This is a genomic window from Paenibacillus sp. ACRRY, assembly GCF_022346995.1.
Lineage (GTDB): Bacteria > Bacillota > Bacilli > Paenibacillales > Paenibacillaceae > Paenibacillus.
Genome location: NZ_JAKRNM010000007.1, coordinates 190,141 through 208,693 on the forward strand (window position 1 = coordinate 190,141; position 18,553 = coordinate 208,693).

22 protein-coding genes are annotated in these 18,553 nt (G+C 50.6%); 21 read left to right on the plus strand and 1 reads right to left on the minus strand.

Annotation, left to right across the window (positions count from 1 at the left end):
- Positions 1-9 precede the first annotated feature (9 nt).
- Together MH144_RS22460 and folE2 are read left to right on the plus strand one after the other, a co-directional pair.
- Positions 10-345 (plus strand): DUF3024 domain-containing protein, encoded by a 336-nt coding sequence (locus MH144_RS22460; RefSeq protein WP_239304286.1) that lies wholly within the window; start codon positions 10-12, stop codon positions 343-345.
- A 150-nt stretch (positions 346-495) separates the two neighbouring features.
- Complete coding sequence (gene folE2 / locus MH144_RS22465; protein WP_239304379.1) at positions 496-1,395, plus strand: GTP cyclohydrolase FolE2; 900 nt, start codon at positions 496-498, stop codon at positions 1,393-1,395.
- A 100-nt stretch (positions 1,396-1,495) separates the two neighbouring features.
- Here folE2 and MH144_RS22470 read toward each other — a convergent pair whose 3' ends face one another.
- Positions 1,496-2,557: a substrate-binding domain-containing protein gene (locus MH144_RS22470; RefSeq protein WP_239304288.1), complete on the minus strand. Its 1,062-nt coding sequence runs from the start codon at positions 2,555-2,557 to the stop codon at positions 1,496-1,498.
- Positions 2,558-2,782: 225 nt separating this feature from the next.
- On the opposite strand from MH144_RS22470, the gene modA reads away from it, so the two are divergent.
- The 19 genes from modA to MH144_RS22565 all read left to right on the plus strand — a co-directional run bounded on the left by modA (position 2,783) and on the right by MH144_RS22565 (position 18,444).
- Entirely contained in the window at positions 2,783-3,655 is an 873-nt protein-coding gene (gene modA, locus MH144_RS22475; RefSeq protein WP_239304290.1) for a molybdate ABC transporter substrate-binding protein, read from the plus strand.
- Entirely contained in the window at positions 3,652-4,335 is a 684-nt protein-coding gene (gene modB, locus MH144_RS22480; RefSeq protein WP_239304292.1) for a molybdate ABC transporter permease subunit, read from the plus strand. Before modA ends, modB begins: the two co-directional genes overlap by 4 nt.
- A 318-nt stretch (positions 4,336-4,653) precedes the next feature.
- A complete protein-coding gene (locus MH144_RS22485) occupies positions 4,654-4,986 on the plus strand; it encodes a hypothetical protein (protein ID WP_239304294.1) in 333 nt (110 codons plus the stop codon).
- Positions 4,987-5,261: 275 nt separating this feature from the next.
- On the plus strand, positions 5,262-6,101 hold the full coding sequence (locus tag MH144_RS22490; protein ID WP_239304296.1) for a transporter substrate-binding domain-containing protein: 840 nt from the start codon (positions 5,262-5,264) through the stop codon (positions 6,099-6,101).
- Positions 6,102-6,125: 24 nt separating this feature from the next.
- A complete protein-coding gene (locus tag MH144_RS22495; RefSeq protein ID WP_239304298.1) occupies positions 6,126-6,869 on the plus strand; it encodes an amino acid ABC transporter permease in 744 nt (247 codons plus the stop codon).
- Between the two features lie 4 nt (positions 6,870-6,873).
- Positions 6,874-7,584, plus strand: coding sequence for an amino acid ABC transporter permease (locus tag MH144_RS22500; RefSeq protein WP_239304300.1), 711 nt, complete (start codon positions 6,874-6,876; stop codon positions 7,582-7,584).
- Complete coding sequence (locus MH144_RS22505; RefSeq protein WP_221807669.1) at positions 7,581-8,333, plus strand: amino acid ABC transporter ATP-binding protein; 753 nt, start codon at positions 7,581-7,583, stop codon at positions 8,331-8,333. Before MH144_RS22500 ends, MH144_RS22505 begins: the two co-directional genes overlap by 4 nt.
- A 121-nt stretch (positions 8,334-8,454) precedes the next feature.
- Entirely contained in the window at positions 8,455-8,742 is a 288-nt protein-coding gene (locus tag MH144_RS22510; protein ID WP_239304302.1) for a nucleoside-diphosphate sugar epimerase, read from the plus strand.
- A 23-nt stretch (positions 8,743-8,765) separates the two neighbouring features.
- Entirely contained in the window at positions 8,766-9,104 is a 339-nt protein-coding gene (locus tag MH144_RS22515; RefSeq protein WP_239304304.1) for an alpha-helical endospore appendage domain-containing protein, read from the plus strand.
- On the plus strand, positions 9,101-9,400 hold the full coding sequence (locus MH144_RS22520; RefSeq protein WP_095291950.1) for a hypothetical protein: 300 nt from the start codon (positions 9,101-9,103) through the stop codon (positions 9,398-9,400). The genes MH144_RS22515 and MH144_RS22520 overlap by 4 nt, the downstream gene beginning before the upstream one ends.
- 1 nt (position 9,401) lies before the next feature.
- Entirely contained in the window at positions 9,402-9,743 is a 342-nt protein-coding gene (locus MH144_RS22525) for a FliH/SctL family protein (protein ID WP_095291948.1), read from the plus strand.
- A gap of 257 nt (positions 9,744-10,000) precedes the next feature.
- Complete coding sequence (locus MH144_RS22530; protein ID WP_239304306.1) at positions 10,001-11,095, plus strand: CgeB family protein; 1,095 nt, start codon at positions 10,001-10,003, stop codon at positions 11,093-11,095.
- Between the two features lie 53 nt (positions 11,096-11,148).
- On the plus strand, positions 11,149-12,288 hold the full coding sequence (locus MH144_RS22535; protein WP_239304308.1) for a CgeB family protein: 1,140 nt from the start codon (positions 11,149-11,151) through the stop codon (positions 12,286-12,288).
- A 19-nt stretch (positions 12,289-12,307) separates the two neighbouring features.
- On the plus strand, positions 12,308-13,903 hold the full coding sequence (locus MH144_RS22540) for a glycosyltransferase (RefSeq protein ID WP_239304310.1): 1,596 nt from the start codon (positions 12,308-12,310) through the stop codon (positions 13,901-13,903).
- Between the two features lie 13 nt (positions 13,904-13,916).
- Entirely contained in the window at positions 13,917-15,008 is a 1,092-nt protein-coding gene (wecB, locus tag MH144_RS22545; protein WP_239304312.1) for a non-hydrolyzing UDP-N-acetylglucosamine 2-epimerase, read from the plus strand.
- On the plus strand, positions 15,001-15,987 hold the full coding sequence (locus tag MH144_RS22550; RefSeq protein ID WP_095361348.1) for a polysaccharide biosynthesis protein: 987 nt from the start codon (positions 15,001-15,003) through the stop codon (positions 15,985-15,987). Before wecB ends, MH144_RS22550 begins: the two co-directional genes overlap by 8 nt.
- Positions 15,984-16,811 (plus strand): dTDP-4-dehydrorhamnose reductase family protein, encoded by an 828-nt coding sequence (locus MH144_RS22555; RefSeq protein WP_239304314.1) that lies wholly within the window; start codon positions 15,984-15,986, stop codon positions 16,809-16,811. The genes MH144_RS22550 and MH144_RS22555 overlap by 4 nt, the downstream gene beginning before the upstream one ends.
- Positions 16,793-17,731, plus strand: a complete 939-nt coding sequence (locus tag MH144_RS22560) for an NAD-dependent epimerase/dehydratase family protein (RefSeq protein ID WP_239304316.1) — start codon at positions 16,793-16,795, stop codon at positions 17,729-17,731. The genes MH144_RS22555 and MH144_RS22560 overlap by 19 nt, the downstream gene beginning before the upstream one ends.
- Complete coding sequence (locus MH144_RS22565) at positions 17,728-18,444, plus strand: glycosyltransferase (RefSeq protein ID WP_239304318.1); 717 nt, start codon at positions 17,728-17,730, stop codon at positions 18,442-18,444. Before MH144_RS22560 ends, MH144_RS22565 begins: the two co-directional genes overlap by 4 nt.
- Positions 18,445-18,553: the final 109 nt, after the last annotated feature.

Below are 18,553 nucleotides of genomic sequence, written 5' to 3' on the forward strand. Positions count from 1 at the left end.
TGAGATGCCATGCTGGACTCTTTTACGATCCGAAGAATTCAGTCGGTGATGAACGGTTATATCCATGAGAAAGTGCCCGCTCCACTGCGTACGATGGTGAAACTGACATATCAGATGAATGCAAGCGGACTGATTTTGACAGAAGAAAGGCCAGCCCAGGAACGCTATCAGTGGGACAAGATGGATATTGCCCAGTTTCATTGGGAAGGGAACCAATGGAAAGTCTATGCAAAAGATGAGCATGGCAGCGGATGGAATGTAGTGAATACCATTGAACCCGCTCCTCATTTCGAGGATTTGCTTGAGCAGGTTGAACAGGATGAGACAGGGATATTCTGGCGCTGAAGCAGTAATTGGCAAGAGTAATGAAATAAGGCAATAATTTTGTCAGGTATGTGCATTTTCGGATGAAAGAAACACAAGAGGGGATGGGAGCTGAAGTTAGTGTTTGACAAGGTGCAAAATAACACGGATGTGAGTGTCAAGCCCAGTAGGATGGTGCTGCCAGGCAAGGCTGAGCGGCTGCGGTTGTTTGGCTCGGTAGATCCCGTGCAAGGAGACAAGCCCCTTCGTAAGGAAGACATGCAGGATTTGCAGAATAGCAAAAATGATTTTCTCTTTGAGCTGCAGCAGGTGGGAATCAGTAATGTGAAGTATCCTCTGAATGTTATTTCAGCCAAAGACCCGGAAAAGTGGTCCACCATGGGAACCTTCCGGCTCACCACATCCTTGGATCGCGAGTCCAAAGGTGTTAACATGAGCCGGTTGATGGAACAGCTTCATTCCAGCTACCAGGGGGGTCTGAGTGATCGATTGCCGGACTTGGTTGTCTTGACACGGCAGCTTGCGGAGCAGATGAATCAGCCAAAAGCAGAGCTGAAGGTGACGTATCCCTGGTTTTACGAACGTGCGGCACCTGTTACGGGTTTGCCCGGATTGAATCATTCACTGGCCTCCATCACCGTGGGCTGGGAAGCAGGCAAGTCTCCGGTGATCGGTGCGGGCTTGGATATACAAATTACTACGTTATGCCCGTGTTCCAAGGAAATTAGTGAATATAGTGCGCACAACCAGCGTGGAATGCTGCGCATACATATTGATGGGAAACGAGGAGAACTGCTTCCGGGTTATTGGAAGGAAGAATTGTTGAATGCAGCAGAGTCCAATGCGAGCAGCTGTCTGTACCCCGTACTCAAGAGGCCGGATGAGAAAAGGGTAACGGAACATGCTTATGAGAACCCGCGGTTTGTTGAAGATATGGTTCGTTTGGTCGCAGCCGATCTGTATGAGAAGCACTGGATACGCAAATTCCGGGTCGATTGCCGAAATGAGGAATCCATTCATCAGCACGATGCAGTTGCACGCATTGTATATGACAAGTCCAGAACTCCCTGAAATGATGTTTGAGGAGAACCTTATATATGAAGCAAAAAGGAAAAGACGCCGCGAGATGCACGGCGTCTTTTGCGTTTGGCTGTGGTTTGTTTGAATCAAGCTATACTTCGTACAAAATCTCACCTGTACGGGAAACGTCATAGCCTTCGAAGGACTGCAGTTCCTGTCTGAACTCCGAAGATTGAAGAATGCGCAGGACCGAATCGGTCCACATCTCATTGCCCGGTTTCTTTAACATAACCAGATCATAGCGCTCCTGAGTGAGTGGAATGAAATCAACCTGACCGACAAGACGTGCAGCCTTTTCAATGCCAATGCCGACATCCGCTTCACCGGAACTGATTTTGGCGGCAACACCCATATGGCTGGTCTCTTCCAGGTTATAACCGATCAGGCGGGAGGAAGGAATCCCGTGCAAACGCAGCTGCTCATCAAGCAAGACACGCGCTCCGGAGCCTTTCTCGCGGTTAGCGAGCCGCAGGTCAGGCTGATCCAGGTCTGCCCAGCCCTGTAAGCCGAACGGGTTACCGCGATGTACATACAATCCTGCTGGTCTTGAGAGCAGGTTTACAACGACGTAGGACCAGCCAATCAGAATTTTTCGGATGTAAGGCAAATTGTATTCGCCCGTATCCCCATCGAGCAGATGAGTGCTGACCAGGTCAGACTCACCGCGGTACATGGAGATGAGCCCGTCCAGGCTGCCCATGAAAGAACGCAGTGGCCGAATGTCCCGTGAGTGTTTCTCCATATGGCGCATAAGAATATCCAGGCTCACGTCCTGCCCGGTAATGACGACATGCCGGGCAGCATGGGAGACAGAAGAGTCTCCCCGTATCAGGCTGGGAGCATCGGATGTTAGCCTGGATGAGGCATTAGAATGGTCGTCTAGAGGTGCAGTCAAAGGTTTACTCGAATCAATGCTTTCGGTCACAGGCACTGAGCCCAAGGGATGAATCGAAGTGGAGCGCTGTCCGGTTGGAGATTGCAGCTGCTTGGAACGCCGCTTATATGCTTCCAGGTCGGTGGCATCAATTCTCATTTGTTTGCCGACGCGATAAGCGACAAGGTCTCCTTTTTTAATCAGGTCATACACGGTTAGTTTGGATATTTTGAGCAGCTTGGATATTTCTTCGGTCGTATAGGATTGCTCCTCTGTCATGTGTGAAGATCCTCCTTCAGGTGGCAAAAGCATATATGATTAAGTTCATCAACATCATGTGTAGTTTGCTAAAAGGTTTGATACAGTCTCTTGTACTATACCATTAACTGCAGGAGTGTATAAACTAGACCTTCCCATTTGATCGATCTTATGTATAATGAAATATAATTAATTATAACTAGTTATAACTAAATATAACATGTAGAAGGATCAGGGGGAGAAGAAATGAGAAAAAGAATAGGATACATACTGGGGAGCATGTCTCTCGGAATGGCACTTGTATTGGCGGGTTGTGGTGCTGGTGCGGACAGTGCGGATTCATCTACGGCAGTTGAGCCGGTGTCCTCGGCACCTGCGACATCGGGAGATGCCAATTCAGCAGAGAATACAGAGCCGCAGGAAACCGTAGAATTAACGATCTCCGCGGCAGCTAGTCTGACCGATGCGATGAAAGAAATTGAAACAGACTATGAGCTTGCTCATCCTTCTATTGAACTCAACTTTAACTTCGGGGCATCGGGGGCACTGCAGCAGCAGATTGAGCAGGGTGCACCTGCTGATATTTTTGTATCAGCGGCAACGAAAAACATGAATACTCTGGTAGACGAGAACCTGATTGCAGCTGCTGATCAGAAAAATTTGCTGCAAAACTCACTTGTTGCGATCATTCCAGCAGATAGTGAAAATGCAGTATCGAGCGAGCAGGATCTGACAGCTGATTCCGTTAAAACTGTAGCCATCGGGATTCCAGAAAGTGTCCCAGCCGGAACCTATGCGAAGGAAGCACTGACGAATGCAAAAATGTGGGATCAGCTCGAAAACAAGCTTGTACAGGGCAAGGATGTCAGACAGGTTCTCCAATATGTGGAGACTGGGAACGCAGACGCGGGATTTGTGTACAAAACGGATGCACTGACCTCGGATCAGGTGAAAATTGCATTTGAGGTGGACAAGAACAGTTATACACCGGCCAATTATCCGGTAGGCATTATTGAGGGCACGAAACACCGGACAGAAGCAGAACAATTTTACTCGTATTTGCAAACCCCTGAAGTGCTGGATGTATTTGCGAAATACGGATTCTCAGTTCCGGAATGATCGGTACGGAGATAGACTGGTCAGCGTTCTGGTCACCTGTCCGCCTGTCACTTCAGGTTGCTCTGTTGTCCAGCATCATTGCAGCATTGCTCGGCATTGCGGTAGCCTGGCAGATGTCACGCCGCTCTTTTCGTGGCAAAATTGTGCTAGAAACCGTGTTTATGCTGCCGCTGGTGCTTCCACCGACCGTCGTTGGCTTTCTGCTGCTCGTTTTGCTGGGCCGCAAAAGTTTGCTGGGACAATGGATTGAAGCCATCTTCTCGGCGCCGGTGATCTTCTCCTGGTGGGCGGCAGTGATTGCCTCGGTGGTTGTAGCCTTCCCGCTGATTTATCAGACCATGAAGTCCGGTTTCAGCGGTATTGATAAGGATCTGGAGGATGCGGGCAGGTCGATTGGGGCGAATGAGTGGCAGGTGTTTCGCTACATTTCGCTGCCGCTTGCAGGACGTGCATTGATGACTGCTTTTATATTGGGATTCGCTCGTGCACTGGGGGAATTCGGGGCGACACTGATGATTGCGGGAAATATTCCTGGCAAAACCCAAACGGTACCTACTGCCATCTATGTTGCAGTGGATTCCGGTAATCAGACCATGGCATGGGCATGGACAGGTTCCATCATTATCATCTCATTTGTTATGCTGCTTCTAACGAGGCAGCCAAACCAGGAAAAGGCTTGAACAGATGCAAGGTAGATACGGAAGATTTAAATGACGAGGACCCGCCAAGGACTACACCTTGAAGCGGGTTTTATGTTGTAAAGGTTGATTATTTTTTTTGAGAGATCTTATTTTGGAGTCATTTTATCGTATAACGGACTTGAGGAATAGTGCGCTCCAATTCAAACGATCTATATGTAGATAGAAAACTTCTATGCACAAAAAAACCAAAAAAATTTCCAAATTTCGTACTTTCAACCCTCGCCTAAAGCAGTCCTTTTCCTGTAAAATAGAAGTAACTGATTCCAGCCAAGCACTGAAATAAGGAGAGAGACGACAATGAATACTAAACCTGATTGCGGCGTAGCGTTGCAAATCGACGATTATCTGGATCTTTTGCATTTTGCCATCCAAATTCAGGATCAGGAATGGCAGCAGTCCCTTATCCACCAGCTCAAGATATTTCAGCCGGCAGCGGAGCAGCAGCGGACACCAGAAGAGGAATTATGGACACGGCTGGATTATATCAATAGTAAGCTGACGGGGCTGTGCAACCAGTTGCATGCAGCACACACCCAGGATGAACGCGACAAATGTAAAGAACGAATTGGCCTCCTGCAATCCCAGCGGCTGGAAGTCGCACGTAAAATTACATGGGCCAGTCGCAGATAGATAACATCATGAATCGAAGAAGCCTTTTCTCAACCAGACCGGTCGGGGAAGGGCTTTTTTAGGTTTATGAATTCATAAGAAATGTCCGGATAGAGAAGTTCTATAACATTATCAGGATGTCCTATTAGGCTTCTATTGCCTCAGGATAACTCAGGGTGATATTCTTTGATCAACCTAATTCCGACTATACAAGTAAGAATGGTTAGTTAAGAATCGGAGAAATGGGAGTGCACATTATATTGGCTGTGTAACACAGCCTGTGGAGGAGATCGGGAATGGCTAAAAAATGGGGGATTCATCAATTTCGGACAGCGCTGCTGTTCGTAACTATGCTCGCGGTGCTGGCAGGATGCAGCACAGGCAATGCTTCAAATGAAGCGGAGACCACATCTGCGTCCGGTCAAGATACAGTGAAGAAGATTATCGTAGGTACAGGTACGCAATTTCCGAATGTGTGCTTCATTGATGAGAATGGCAAATTGACTGGATACGATGTGGAATTGATTCGCGAGATTGATAAACGGCTGCCCGAGTATGAGTTTGAGTTCAGCACCATGGAGTTCAAAAACCTGCTGCTTAGCCTGGAGACGAAAAAAATTGATCTGATCGCTCACCAAATGGAAGTGAATGAAGAGAGACAGGCAAAGTTCCTGTTTAATGATGAAGCTTATAATATTTTCCCGAACAAAGTGGTCGTGAGCCAGAAAAACCAGGATGTGAATTCCATTGACGATCTGAAAGGGAAAAAACTGATTGTGGGTGCAACGAGCAATGCAGCTGTGCTGGCTGAGAAGTGGAATGCGGACAATGGCAACAGCATTGATATCGTATACTCGGGAGCCGGTGAAGACACGATTACCCAGATTAAATCAGGCCGGGTGGATGCAACGATTAGTACACCGTTCGCCATCGACTATCAGAATAAGGCTGTGGATGCCCAATTAAAAACGGTGGGAGAAGCTTTATCAAATTCCAAAGTATATTTTATCCTCAACAAGGATGAGCAGGAACTCAAAGCCAAGGTGGATGAAGCTCTCAAATCAATCAAGGAAGACGGAACATTAAGCAAGCTGAGCACAGAGTGGCTTGGGGCGGATTATACGGTTGAAGAGTAGCCTGAGAAAGGTGTGCAAGCGGTAATGGGAAAAGCATTCGATATATCCTTGGTTCTGGATTTCATCCCGGAACTGTTAAGGTATCTGCATATAACTTTGATCGTACTGGGCGGGTCGATTGTGCTTGGTCTGGTAGGCGGTGTGCTGCTGGCAGTTCCTAGACTCTACCGAATTCCGGTACTGAGTCAGCTCGCCACCCTGTATGTATCTTTCATGCGCGGCACACCGATTCTCATCAAGCTGTTTCTGGTCTATTACGGTCTGCCCGAACTGCTTAAGCCGATTGGCATTGACCTGTCGAGAACCGATCCGCTGGTATTTGTCATCGTGACCTATGCACTTAGCGATGCTGCATCCTTTGCGGAGATCTTCCGCGGAGCCGTTCGCAGTGTTGACAAGGGCCAGACCGAGGCGGCATATGCAGCAGGGATGACTACGTTTCAGTCCTTTCGGCGGATCGTAGTCCCCCAAGCGCTTATTGTGGCTTTCCCCAATATGGCGAATACGCTGATCGGCTCGCTCAAGGACACGTCCCTTGCTTTTTCCATCGGTGTCATGGATATGGTGGGCAGAGGGCAGACGCTGATCTCGGCAACGTCACATGCGCTTGAGGTGTATATCAGCTTGTCGGTTGTTTATTATGTCATTGTTATTGTCCTTGAAAAAGGGTTTGCTCTTGCTGAACGTAGACTGCAGCGTCATGAACGCAAAAGCACGATACCTAAGTCAGCGGTCAGAGCTGAGCGCCTGAAACGAATAGCGGGGTGAGCATATGTCCATTGATCTCCAGTTTATTTATACGTCCTTCTTCAAAATTCTGACGGCATTGCCACTGACACTCGTGATAACGATTGTGCCGCTGATTGCAGGTTTTGGGATCGGTCTTGCCACTGCGCTGATTCGAATCTATCAGGTGCCATGGATTCACCGGGTAGCCGCCTTCTACGTTTCCTTTCTGCGAGGTACGCCGATGCTCATGCATCTGTTTCTGATCTATTACGGTATACCGATGATTATTGATAAACTCTCTGCACGGTACGGATGGGCTTTTCAATCGGCTTCCATACCTATTCTGGTGTTTGTATTGATTGCCTTCTCGCTGACAGCTGGAGCGTATATGTCCGAGATTATCCGTTCAGGTATTCTGGCTGTGGACCGTGGACAGATGGAGGCTGCGCATGCCGTAGGCATGAGTACCTCACAGGCTTTGCGGCGCATCATTCTCCCTCAGGCCATCGGTGCTGTATTGCCCAATCTGTGCAGCATGTTTGTCGGATTTCTCCATGGATCGACCCTGGCCTTCACGGTTTCACAGATGGATATTCTCGGAAAGGCAGATGTCGTTGCATCAGTCAGTTTGAAGTTTCTGGAGGCCTTCATTGCAGCGGCAGTTATCTATTGGGGTCTGACAATCATCGCCGAACGGATCACTGCGCTGCTCGAACGCCGGGTTGCCTTGTATAGCAAAGGAGGGGTTTCATGATTACACTAAGCAATATACACAAGTCTTTTGGCAAGCAGGAAGTGCTGAAAGGTATTGATCTTACGGTAGAGCAGGGGGATGTGGTCGCCATCCTTGGACCCAGCGGGTCGGGCAAAACAACATTGCTGCGCTGTGTGAATTTTCTGGAACGTGCGGATGAAGGTAAGGTCCAAATCAGCGGATTGGGAGTGGACTGCAAACATGCGCGCAAACACGATATCGTGCAGATCAGACGGAAAACGGCCATGGTTTTCCAGCATTACAATTTGTTCAAACACAAAACGGTGCTGGATAACGTCACGGAAGGGCTAATCGTGGCACAGAAGATGACCAAGGCGGATGCCCGTGCACGTGCCCTGCGTGTTCTTGAACAAGTAGGGCTTTCTGCCAAAATCAACGAGTATCCAAGCATGCTGTCCGGCGGACAGCAGCAGCGGGTCGGCATTGCCCGCGCACTGGCTCTGAATCCAGAGGTCATTCTGTTCGATGAACCAACTTCAGCCCTCGATCCAGAGCTTGTCGGAGAGGTATTATCGGTCATTCGTTCGATTGCCCAGGAGGGCATCACCATGATCGTTGTTACCCATGAAATGGGTTTTGCCCGTGAAGTGGCGAATCGGGTTATCTTCATGGATGGGGGGCATGTCGTGGAGCAAGGAACACCTGAGGAGATCTTTCTACGGCCCAAACAGGAACGAACCCGCCAATTCCTGAGCCGATACTCCTCCGATTGGAGTTATGTTATTTGACGATATAGGCGCAAGCTGGAGTAACTGACGATCCCGGCCCGGCATATGCTGTAGCAGGCAAATGCTGATAGGCCGGGTTTTTCTATGGGTGAAGCAGGCCGTGACGGTAAGGAGGAGGACCATGCAGAGCAAAGTTGATGAAATACTCACACATATTGCACACTCACACCAGCAGCTTGCACGAGTATTGGATGCCAAACGTCAAGTCGCTGTGCGGATGTCTGAAATTATTAATCATTTGCCGGATATCGAACCGGAGCTGGATGGCGTAGAGGGTCTGCTGGATAGCTCTGGACAAATCAACAAAAGCATTATCTCCTATTTGGGTGGCCTTGCGGATCTGGAAGAAGCTGTTGCCGAAACGCTGACCCAGGTCATGCGGGAGATAGCGGGTCAAGAGGAAGAATAAGCCCGGAAGGCGGGTGAGAGAACATGAGCAGAGAACAAAGTCTCATTCTGATGCTTGATGCTGCAGCCAAGATGCAATGGAACATTGCACTGATCTTGGAAGCCAAGGCGATTGAAGCTGAGAAAGTTCGGAATTGGGCGCTGAATCATCTGAACGGCGAATCATTTCTAACCCACGGTGACCAGGTGGCAGAACCGCTGAAAATGCATGATCAACTGGTTGAGATGCTGGAAGGATTAACCCGGATGGAAACAGGACTCTGCAACAACTTGAAAGCTGTCATGGTTGATAACAGTGCTGAAGAAGGCGGGATGGACGGAGGCATGTTTGGCGGCATGGATCTTGGGGACTTGGGAAAATGAGTCTGCTGCAGCGTGAGCAGGAAGTTAAACTGGCCCTCATTGAATCCATTGCACACAGCCAGCAGGCCCTGGCTCGCATCCTGGACAGTGTAGCCAGTGTAACCGCTCATTCGGAAGTATCTGCCCGCAATCTCGCCGAGAACATTCGTCTGCTGAGCAGGTATCAGGAAGAAATGTCCCGTATGGTTACGGGAATCAGGCTGGCTCGAATCCAGCAAGGGGAGCCCGGCTTGCCGTGGCTCAAAGAACCTGAATATGCGGTGCGTATCGTTCGGGACATACAGGAGGAATGTTGATATGTTGAGAAAGAAAAAGTTGAAGCTTAGAACGAAAAGAGCTTTGCTTGCACGTGGTGCCCGTCTGCGCAAAATCCGTAAGCTGCGTGCCATCAAAGGCAAACGTGTACTGCACAAACGCACGCTTAAAGGACGTAGTGCGTGGCTCAAAAAAAAGAAACGTTCGGTACGGCGGCACCGGAGTCCGAAGCCCGTACAACCAGTCGTCCCGGCTACCCCTACCGATCCGAACCCGGACAACGCGTACAGTCAGGGCTACAACGAGGCGTACAACGAGGGATTCAACGCGGGTTTCGCCAAGGGTTTCGAGGACGGACATCAGTTGGCATACAAGGCACAATAACCGAATAGGCCTGGTTAGCGGCAGAGGGATCGCTGCAGCTCCAGCATATAGGATCACCCGGGGGGATATTTCCCTCCGGGTGATTTGCATGGCCGCAGAAGCGGACATGCCCGTACAGGCCAATGTGGAGGGCAGACGCCAATTTTGCGCCTTGCAGGACACCCGTCCATGATGCATCTGACCCCGGGGCATATCCTTTAGAGGGAAGACCAATCTCGGGGAGAAACTGAAACGGGATCTCCTGAAAGGAAGACAGGGTGAAGGATGTGGCAAAAAAACGACACCGATCGCTTCCGGAAGCGAAGGTAGCTTACCGCAGCGGATATGCTGAAGGCCGCAGATTCGGCGGCTGTCAGGCCATGATGGAGCGAGTTCAGATGTTTGAGCCGACCATGCGGGATATGAAAGTACTGTACATTCCGCAAGGGTTTGATGCCATCGATGAAGGTGTCATCTTAGCACTGCAGCAGTCTGTGCGTGAATGTGTTGTTGGGTCGCCGGCAACCATGCTGCAGGATGCAAGTCAGCACAGGCCGGATGTCGTATTGGTCATGAACGGATTGCACGTATTTCCTGCGGATCACCTGGAGCAGGTAGACGGGATACGGGCCCTCGGTATTCGGACAGCGGTATGGTTTGTAGATGATCCGTATTTCACCGAAGATACGGCGACCATCTGCAGGCATTACGATGTGGTGTTCACGCATGAAGAAGCTGCGGTTCCATTTTACGGAGGAAACGGAGCGAGCAGAGTCATCTACATGCCACTCGCGGTTAATCCCGGCATGTTCCAGCCTCGTCGTATCGAGCCTCAACACCAATACGATATTTGTTTTATCGGCACAGGCTTCTGGAACCGGATCGCCTTGTTCGATGAACTGGCCCCTTTTCTGGCGAACAAAAAAGTATTCATTGCCGGCGGGCAGTGGCACCGGCTGACACGGTCGGATGTACTCGGTCCTTTTATTCATGAGGGATGGATCGATCCAAGCTCAACTGTTAATTATTACAACGGCGCCAAGATTGTCATTAATGTTCACCGGACTTGCGAGAATGGCGAGGACAATCGCAATACGCATCATCTGGAAGGGCGGTCTATCAATCCAAGAACGTATGAGATCAGTGCCTGCGGCACGATGCAGATTACGGATGCACGCGGTGACTTGCCCCGCTTTTACCAACCGGGTTATGACATTGAGACGTTTACGACAGCAGCCGAACTGGAGAGCAAAATCAAATATTACCTGAAGCATGAGCAAGAACGGCAGGCTATGGCTTGGCGGGGGCTGTTGACCACGTTGAACCAGCATACATTTGCCCGCCGAATCGCCCTGCTGCTGGAACATCTGTAGAACAGCAAGCCCGCAATACAACGAACGTTATTTCAAACAGAAGGAGTGGCGGTATGTCTATCAAACACCGTAAAAAGAGGAATTTTCATACACCAGTGCTCAGCCTGGCTGAGCAGGCCCGCAAAAACGGGCAGCATGCCGGTTATGATGCAGGCAAGGAAGAAGGGTATCTGCGCGGGCGTGCCAACTATATAGTCAATTGTGCACAGGAACCGCTGCCTTTTCGGCAGATCCACGTCCTGTATGTCTCTTCGGGTAAAGGATTTCCCTATTCACCGCTGGATGAGGCGATTATGGCCACCCTGCAAGGCATGGTTGCTCAGGTGACGCTGACTGATCCGCGGCAGCCGGTTTCTGAAATTGCACTGCAAAATCGCCCCGATCTGGTTCTTGTCCTGGATGGCATGGACATTCCGCTCGAGCATATTGATGCGATTCGCCAGGCTGGCATTCCAACAGCAATCTGGCTGACGGATGATCCGTACTACACGGATATGACGATGGAACGTGTCCATCACTTCGATCATATCTTCACACTGGAATTGAACTGCGTAGAGCTGTACCGTCAGAGCGGCTGTGCGTCTGTACACTACCTGCCGTTTGCTGCATTCACCAATCATTACTTCCCGATCACGACGCCATCTGCCTTGCACCGGGACGTCAGTTTTATCGGATCTGCCTACTGGAACCGGGTCTACTTCTTCAATCCAATCATGGCACAGATCATGTCACACAATACGGTATTTAATGGTATCTGGTGGGACCGACTGCCTGACTATGAAGCCTATGGTGAGAAGATCGAGCATGGACGCTGGATGAGTCCGCAGGAAACCAATGACGTGTATAACGGCACCAAAATTGTGATCAACCTTCACCGTTCCCACGAAGACGATTCTGTCAATAACAACCATCTCAAAATACCACCAGCTTCGCCGAATCCAAGAACATTTGAGATCTCGGCTTCCGCGACACTGCAGCTGACGGATGCGCGTGATGACCTGGCGCGGTTCTATAAGCCAGGCGTGGAGATCGAAACCTATTCTTCTCCCCAAGAGCTGCTCGACAAGGTTGAATACTATCTTACTCACGAGAAAGAGCGCCGTGAAATCGCCCTCCGCGGATTGGAACGGACGCTCAAGGAACACACGTATGGCAGAAGGATTAATGAAATGCTGACAATCATATTCCCTTAATTTCCGGTCGGGAGGAGGTGTGCACAGACCTGCATGCGATATTCATGCAGTAGTCCGTGCAGCCATGGCGACTAAACCGAAACTCATGTTGTTTTCCCATGTGTGCAATACCCGGAGTATTACGGGGGCAGAGAAACTATTGCTCCATTTTATGAGGGAAATGGGCTCCATCTTCGACTGCGTGCTTGTTGCCCCACAGGAAGGCAAGCTCGCCGGACTTGCGCGGAGGTTCGACATTCAGGTCAAGATATGCTCGCTGCCCATGCTTCACGGTGTGTACACACCCTACCAGGGCATTGCAAATGATGCAGAACAGCTTCGCCATACACCAGCTTATCAGGACGTGGTTTCCCTCATCAGGGAAACTTCTCCTGCGCTGGTATTGACGAATACCTGTGTGAATGTGTTGCCTGCCGTGGCAGCCAAATCGCTGCAGATTCCGGTCATCTGGAAGATTACGGAGATTATTCAGATCAACGCTCATACAGACGAGGCCGTGCAGATGATAGACCGATATTCGGACTGGATTATCGGCATATCCGAGACAGCTTCGGCCCCGTTCAAACATGCGGGCATGAGCGGGAAGCTGTCGGTTCTTCCACCAACCTGGGACCCGGCACTGCCTGCCCCGGACCGCTGGCTTCATTTGCGTGAACGCAAGCGCAAGGAGCTCGGTTTCAGGAACTCGCATGTCTGTATCGGATATATCTCTTCTTTTATATATGATGCCAAAGGGCTGAGGCCTTTTATTGACATGGCTCTGCAGCTTTGCGAAACCCACTCGAAAGCCAGGTACTGGATCATTGGTGCGCCAGCAGACAAAAAGTACTATGACGAATGCGTAGCACGGGTGAAGAAGTCTGGATATGCCCGAAGATTTACCTTTACGACATTTGAAGAAAATGTATCTCTTGCCTATACAGCGATGGATATGGTGGTTATTCCAAGCATGGTCAAGGAAGGCTTTGGCATGACTGCGCTGGAGGGCGTTTATTTTGCCAAACCGGTTATCGCTTTTGCCCAGGGTGGTTTATCGGAGTTGCTGGAAGGGGTGGGCAGCGGCCAATTTCTTGCTCCTCCGGGAGACAGCAATGCACTTGCCGTCTTGGCAACGACCCTGCTGAACGACACGGAGATGGCGTCCGATATTGCCTGGCGAGGCCGGGCAGAAGCGGAACGATTGTATGGAATTGAAACCTACAGAGCCGGCATGCATACGATGGTGACACAGTGGTTGCTAAGGTATCCCGGCTGGTTCCCTTACATTCAGGCGCCAAACGGCCCGGTGTACACCTGGGGAGAAGGCGGGTTGCGTACAGTGCTTGCTATAGATCCGGGGGCAGTCAGAGCACTTCTGTTCCCGCTGTCGGTTATTCAGGCATTGCCACTTTCTCCACTTCCGCCGATTGCCGTAGGTCATCCTGTTCCCGCTGATGTGGTTGAAAAGCGTCCCGCGAGCAAGGTCAGCAAACGAAAAACGAGAGCAAAAAAGCGAACCCGGAAGGCAACTCAGCAAAAGAGAAAGCATCTGTACAGGGCGAAACCAACGGCTCGCAAGCGCACGACTGCCAGGTCAAGACGCCGGGCGCGCCGGAAAGGTTCCAATACACGATGAAGGCGGGATAACGATGAAGATCATGACGGTGCTGGGCACGAGACCAGAGATTATCCGGCTTAGCCTGATCATTTCCAAGCTGGACCAGTACGCGTCCAAGCATATTCTTGTGCACACAGGACAGAACTTCACGGAAAGTCTCAGCGGTCAGTTTTTCAAGGAAATGGGCCTGCGTGCGCCGGATTACGTCCTTCAGGACGAAGCTGCCTCGCTGGGCCGTCAGCTATCCTCCATGTTTACTCAAATGGAAGATCTGCTGCTTCAGGAAAAGCCGGATAAAGTGCTGCTGCTGGGTGATACCAACAGTGCACTCTGTGCCGTGCTGGCTGAACGCATGGGGATTCCGGTCGTTCATATGGAGGCAGGCAATCGATGCTTCGATCTGGATGTACCTGAAGAGAAAAATCGAAAGGTCATTGATGCCATATCGACCATTAATATGCCTTATACCGAACAGAGCAAGAAGCACTTGGTTAATGAAGGTGTGCCCAGTCGGCGAATTGTGCTCACGGGTAATCCGATATATGAAGTCATGCGTCATTATGACGCCCAGGTGAACGCCAGCAAAATACTGAAAAAGCTAAAGCTGAAGTCCGGGCAGTACTTTTTGGTAACCGCCCACCGGGCAGAAAATGTAGATCATCCGCCTCATCTGCTGGAGATTATGAAAGGTCTGAACCAGGTTGCGGAAGAACACGGCCTGCGGGTGATCTGCAGCATCCATCCCCGAACGGCCATCCGTATCGCAGAACATTTGCAGCTGGAGATGAATCCGCTTGTGGAATTTCACGAACCGTTCGGATTTTTTGACTTCGTCATGCTGGAACGTCATGCGCGCTGTGCGCTGACGGATAGCGGTACCGTTCAGGAAGAATGCTGCATCATGGGTGTGCCCACAGTAACCATGCGACGGACAACCGAACGTCCGGAAACGGTGGACTGCGGCAGCAACGTAGTCTCCGGTCTGGATGCAGCCCGCATTGCGGGATGTGTGAAGGTCATGACGGAGATTGCAAGTGACTGGGAATGCCCGCAAGGCTACAAGGCAACAGATGTATCCGGTAAAGTGGTCAAATTTCTGCTTGGAGGGAAAATACATGTTTGAAAATAAACGTATACTCGTGACAGGCGGTACTGGATCATGGGGGTATGAGCTTGTGGCCCAACTGCTGCCCCAAAATCCAAAGGAAATAATCGTTTATTCCCGTAATGAATCAAGCCAGGTGGCCATGAGCCGCGAGTTCGAGGATCCACGTCTTCACTTTCGAATTGGGGATATTCGTGACAAGGAAGCATTAACGGCGGCTTGCCAGCAAGTGGACTATGTATTCCATCTGGCAGCGCTCAAACATGTGCCGGTATGTGAAGATCAGCCTTATGAAGCGCTCAAAACCAACGTCATTGGTACTCAAAACGTGATTGAGGCTGCCATCGAAAATCATGTTGAAAAGGTCATTTATATCTCGACTGACAAGGCGGCCAACCCATCCAATTTCTACGGGATGACCAAGGCGATCGGCGAGAAATTAATCGTATATGCGAATTTGCTGCACAGCAATACCCGATTTGTGACTGTACGTGGGGGCAATGTACTTGGTACTAACGGCAGCGTTGTGCATCTCTTCAAAAACCAGATTCGTCAGAAAGGTCAAGTGTCCATCACGGATATGAATATGACCCGTTTCTTCCTCACACTGAAGGATGCCATCACGTTGCTGTTCAAGGCTTCCGTGGAGAGTGTAGGCGGTGAGATTTTCGTCATGACGATGCCTACGTGCAAAATTGTGGACCTTGCAGAAGTGCTGATAGAGGATTCTGGCGTGGAGAACGTGGCGATTGTGGAGCGCGGTACCCGGCCTGGTGAGAAAATTCATGAAATTCTGATGAGTGAATTCGAGAGCATGACAACGGTTGTTTACGACGAACAATATCTGGTCATTCTCCCTACACTCGGCATACCGGGATTGCGTGAGCATTACACGAACTGCCCTCCTGTCTCCTTCAGCAGCTTCAGTTCAGAACATCAGTTGATGACGAAAGAGGAGATTCGCGACATTCTGAAACGCGGAGGATTCCTGTCATGAAGCTCCTGATACTTGGGGGAAACGGAATGGCCGGCCATGTTATGGTCGACTATTTCCGCCGTCAAGGTCTGCACAGTGTCTTCTACACCACCCGGGACGTGTCTGACCCGAACGGTCTGCTGCTAGATGTAAATGACAGCTATATGGTGGATCGTCTGGTGGAGGCTGTGCACCCGGACGTTATCGTTAATGCTGTTGGCGTGCTGAACAGCTTCGCAGATGAAGATAAAATTACCGCTTATCACATTAACGGCTTCCTTCCGCATCGTTTGCGGAGGGTGGCTGACACCATTGGTGCCCGTTTGATTCATATCAGTACGGATTGTGTCTTCAGCGGGGACCGTGGCTCCTATACGGAGAATGATGTCACGGATGGGACGTCATCCTATGCCATTACCAAGGCGCTGGGTGAGGTTCTCGATCCAGGTCACCTCACGATTCGGACCTCCATCATTGGACCGGAAATCCGGAAGGGCGGAATTGGCCTGATGCATTGGTTTATGTCCCGCACGGGTGAAGTGGGTGGATATACGCGTGTGTTCTGGAACGGTGTAACTACACTTGAGCTGGCAAAATGGGTGGATCATTATCTGGCGTCACCCGTCAGTGGCCTGATTCATCTGGCGCATCCTGAACCTGTTAGCAAGCACGATCTGCTGCTTCTTTTCCAGCAGACCTGGAACAAGCAAGATGTGAATATTGTGCCTGATGACAGTCTTGTGCAGGATCGTACCCTCGTTTCCACACGCGAGGATGTGAAGACAGACCTTCCGGATTATTCTACGATGCTGAAGGAGCTGGCATTATGGATGGAGCAGAGCTAACGGGCAAGAACGTACTGATTACGGGTGCCTCCGGTTTTACCGGACGGCATGCTGTAGCATATTTTAAGAGCGTCGGTGCTAGGGTTGTCGCCGTGGTGCGGCGAGCAGGCGTGCATTCGTTTGGCGAAGGCGTAGCTGTACATGTCTGTGACCTTAATGATAAACAGCAAGTGCGTCAACTGATTGATGAGGTGAAGCCGGATTACGCGCTGCATCTCGCAGGGAAAAACTCAGTCCCCGACTCCTGGTCGGACCCGCTGCTTGTACTGGAAACGAATGTTATGGCCGTCCTGTATTTACTGGATGCTCTTCGCAGCTGTCCATCAGCACGGACGGTCATCGTGGGATCCCGGTTGAAATACACGGTCGAACCAGGCCGTAAACCAGAGCCTCCTCATCCGTACAGTCTCAGCAAAGCGCTGGAAGAAATGGTGTCTCTGTCTTGGATGTCCCTGTTTGGGCAGCAGATCATGCTGGCTGAGCCCGGCAATTTGATCGGTGCCGGCCCCTCTACAGGTATCTGTTCGCTGCTCGCACGGCATGTGGTTGCCTGTGAGCAAGAGGGCAAGCGTGAAGCTTTTCGTCTATCCGGGCGGGATAATACACGGGATTTCCTGGATGTACGGGATGCAGTCAGAGCCTATGCCACACTTCTTGTACATGGAACTACGGGGACTGTCTATCCGGTGGTTTCCGGGACGGAGCGCAGTCTGGGCGAGATCGCGGATACCCTGCTCTCCATGTCAGAGGCAGAAGTGCCTGTCCGCTGGGACGGAGCCTCTTCAGGACCGGATGGGGCTGGCAAGGAGGAGGAGTTATCGCTGCTGCGCAAACTGGGATGGCAGCCTCAGATTCCATTTGCCCAATCCCTTCAGGATATTCTGAGCGATGTTCGGAAGCAAGGGGGAGGGGCCAAATGAATCCAAAAGTGTCCGTTGTCATTCCATTTTACAATTGCCCTTACGTGCCGCAGGCGGTCCAAAGCGCGATAAACCAGACGTATTCCAACGTGGAGATCATTGTGGTGGACGACGGCTCCACAAGGCATGCGGAGCTTCTTCAGCCCTATCTGCCTCAGATCTATGTTCTCGGTAAAAGCAACGGCGGCACAGCCTCGGCTCTTAATCACGGCATTCGTCATGCTTCGGGTGATTATGTGGTCTGGCTAAGCTCGGATGATGTTCTCTATCCGGATAAAATACGTTATCAGGTCGAGTTCATGCAACGGGAGCATGTGCTTGCCTCACATACCAACTTTCATTACATCAATGAACATTCGGCGGTTACCAAGCTGCATGGCGGAGCAGAACCGATGTCCGACGTTGACTGGCTGCGCCGCTTCGTGAGCGGCAATCCCGTCAATGGTTGTACCGTCATGATCCGCAAGGATCTGTTCGGAGCTGTAGGTCTCTTCGATGAGCTGCTTCCATATACGCATGATCTGGATCTCTGGCTGCGTATTCTGCTGAATGGATATCGTTTTCCATACCTGAATGAACCCCTTACGGCATATCGTTGGCACGGCGGGATGGGTTCGGTGCGTCATGCGGAGACGATTGGCAAGGAAGCCTCCATGGTCTGGTCCAGATATCGTGAACCTTTGCTGCAGCGAATTGCAGCCATGGGTGGTTGAACCGTATGAAGGGATTGAGGGGTTATGGGAGCGAGGCGCCATAATACCCTCTTTTCTATGTATCCGCTCATGCGTAATTCTTGATCTTTCCCATACAGATGCCCGCGAA

Bases quoted from the DNA above. Each gene is read 5' to 3' on its own strand.
- MH144_RS22460 (WP_239304286.1), top strand. From the start codon at position 10: ATGCTGGACTCTTTTACGATCCGAAGAATTCAGTCGGTGATGAACGGT.
- folE2 (WP_239304379.1), top strand. From the start codon at position 496: ATGGTGCTGCCAGGCAAGGCTGAGCGGCTGCGGTTGTTTGGCTCGGTA.
- MH144_RS22470 (WP_239304288.1), bottom strand. From the start codon at position 2,557: ATGACAGAGGAGCAATCCTATACGACCGAAGAAATATCCAAGCTGCTC.
- modA (WP_239304290.1), top strand. From the start codon at position 2,783: ATGAGAAAAAGAATAGGATACATACTGGGGAGCATGTCTCTCGGAATG.
- modB (WP_239304292.1), top strand. From the start codon at position 3,652: ATGATCGGTACGGAGATAGACTGGTCAGCGTTCTGGTCACCTGTCCGC.
- MH144_RS22485 (WP_239304294.1), top strand. From the start codon at position 4,654: ATGAATACTAAACCTGATTGCGGCGTAGCGTTGCAAATCGACGATTAT.
- MH144_RS22490 (WP_239304296.1), top strand. From the start codon at position 5,262: ATGGCTAAAAAATGGGGGATTCATCAATTTCGGACAGCGCTGCTGTTC.
- MH144_RS22495 (WP_239304298.1), top strand. From the start codon at position 6,126: ATGGGAAAAGCATTCGATATATCCTTGGTTCTGGATTTCATCCCGGAA.
- MH144_RS22500 (WP_239304300.1), top strand. From the start codon at position 6,874: ATGTCCATTGATCTCCAGTTTATTTATACGTCCTTCTTCAAAATTCTG.
- MH144_RS22505 (WP_221807669.1), top strand. From the start codon at position 7,581: ATGATTACACTAAGCAATATACACAAGTCTTTTGGCAAGCAGGAAGTG.
- MH144_RS22510 (WP_239304302.1), top strand. From the start codon at position 8,455: ATGCAGAGCAAAGTTGATGAAATACTCACACATATTGCACACTCACAC.
- MH144_RS22515 (WP_239304304.1), top strand. From the start codon at position 8,766: ATGAGCAGAGAACAAAGTCTCATTCTGATGCTTGATGCTGCAGCCAAG.
- MH144_RS22520 (WP_095291950.1), top strand. From the start codon at position 9,101: ATGAGTCTGCTGCAGCGTGAGCAGGAAGTTAAACTGGCCCTCATTGAA.
- MH144_RS22525 (WP_095291948.1), top strand. From the start codon at position 9,402: ATGTTGAGAAAGAAAAAGTTGAAGCTTAGAACGAAAAGAGCTTTGCTT.
- MH144_RS22535 (WP_239304308.1), top strand. From the start codon at position 11,149: ATGTCTATCAAACACCGTAAAAAGAGGAATTTTCATACACCAGTGCTC.
- wecB (WP_239304312.1), top strand. From the start codon at position 13,917: ATGAAGATCATGACGGTGCTGGGCACGAGACCAGAGATTATCCGGCTT.
- MH144_RS22550 (WP_095361348.1), top strand. From the start codon at position 15,001: ATGTTTGAAAATAAACGTATACTCGTGACAGGCGGTACTGGATCATGG.
- MH144_RS22555 (WP_239304314.1), top strand. From the start codon at position 15,984: ATGAAGCTCCTGATACTTGGGGGAAACGGAATGGCCGGCCATGTTATG.
- MH144_RS22560 (WP_239304316.1), top strand. From the start codon at position 16,793: ATGGATGGAGCAGAGCTAACGGGCAAGAACGTACTGATTACGGGTGCC.
- MH144_RS22565 (WP_239304318.1), top strand. From the start codon at position 17,728: ATGAATCCAAAAGTGTCCGTTGTCATTCCATTTTACAATTGCCCTTAC.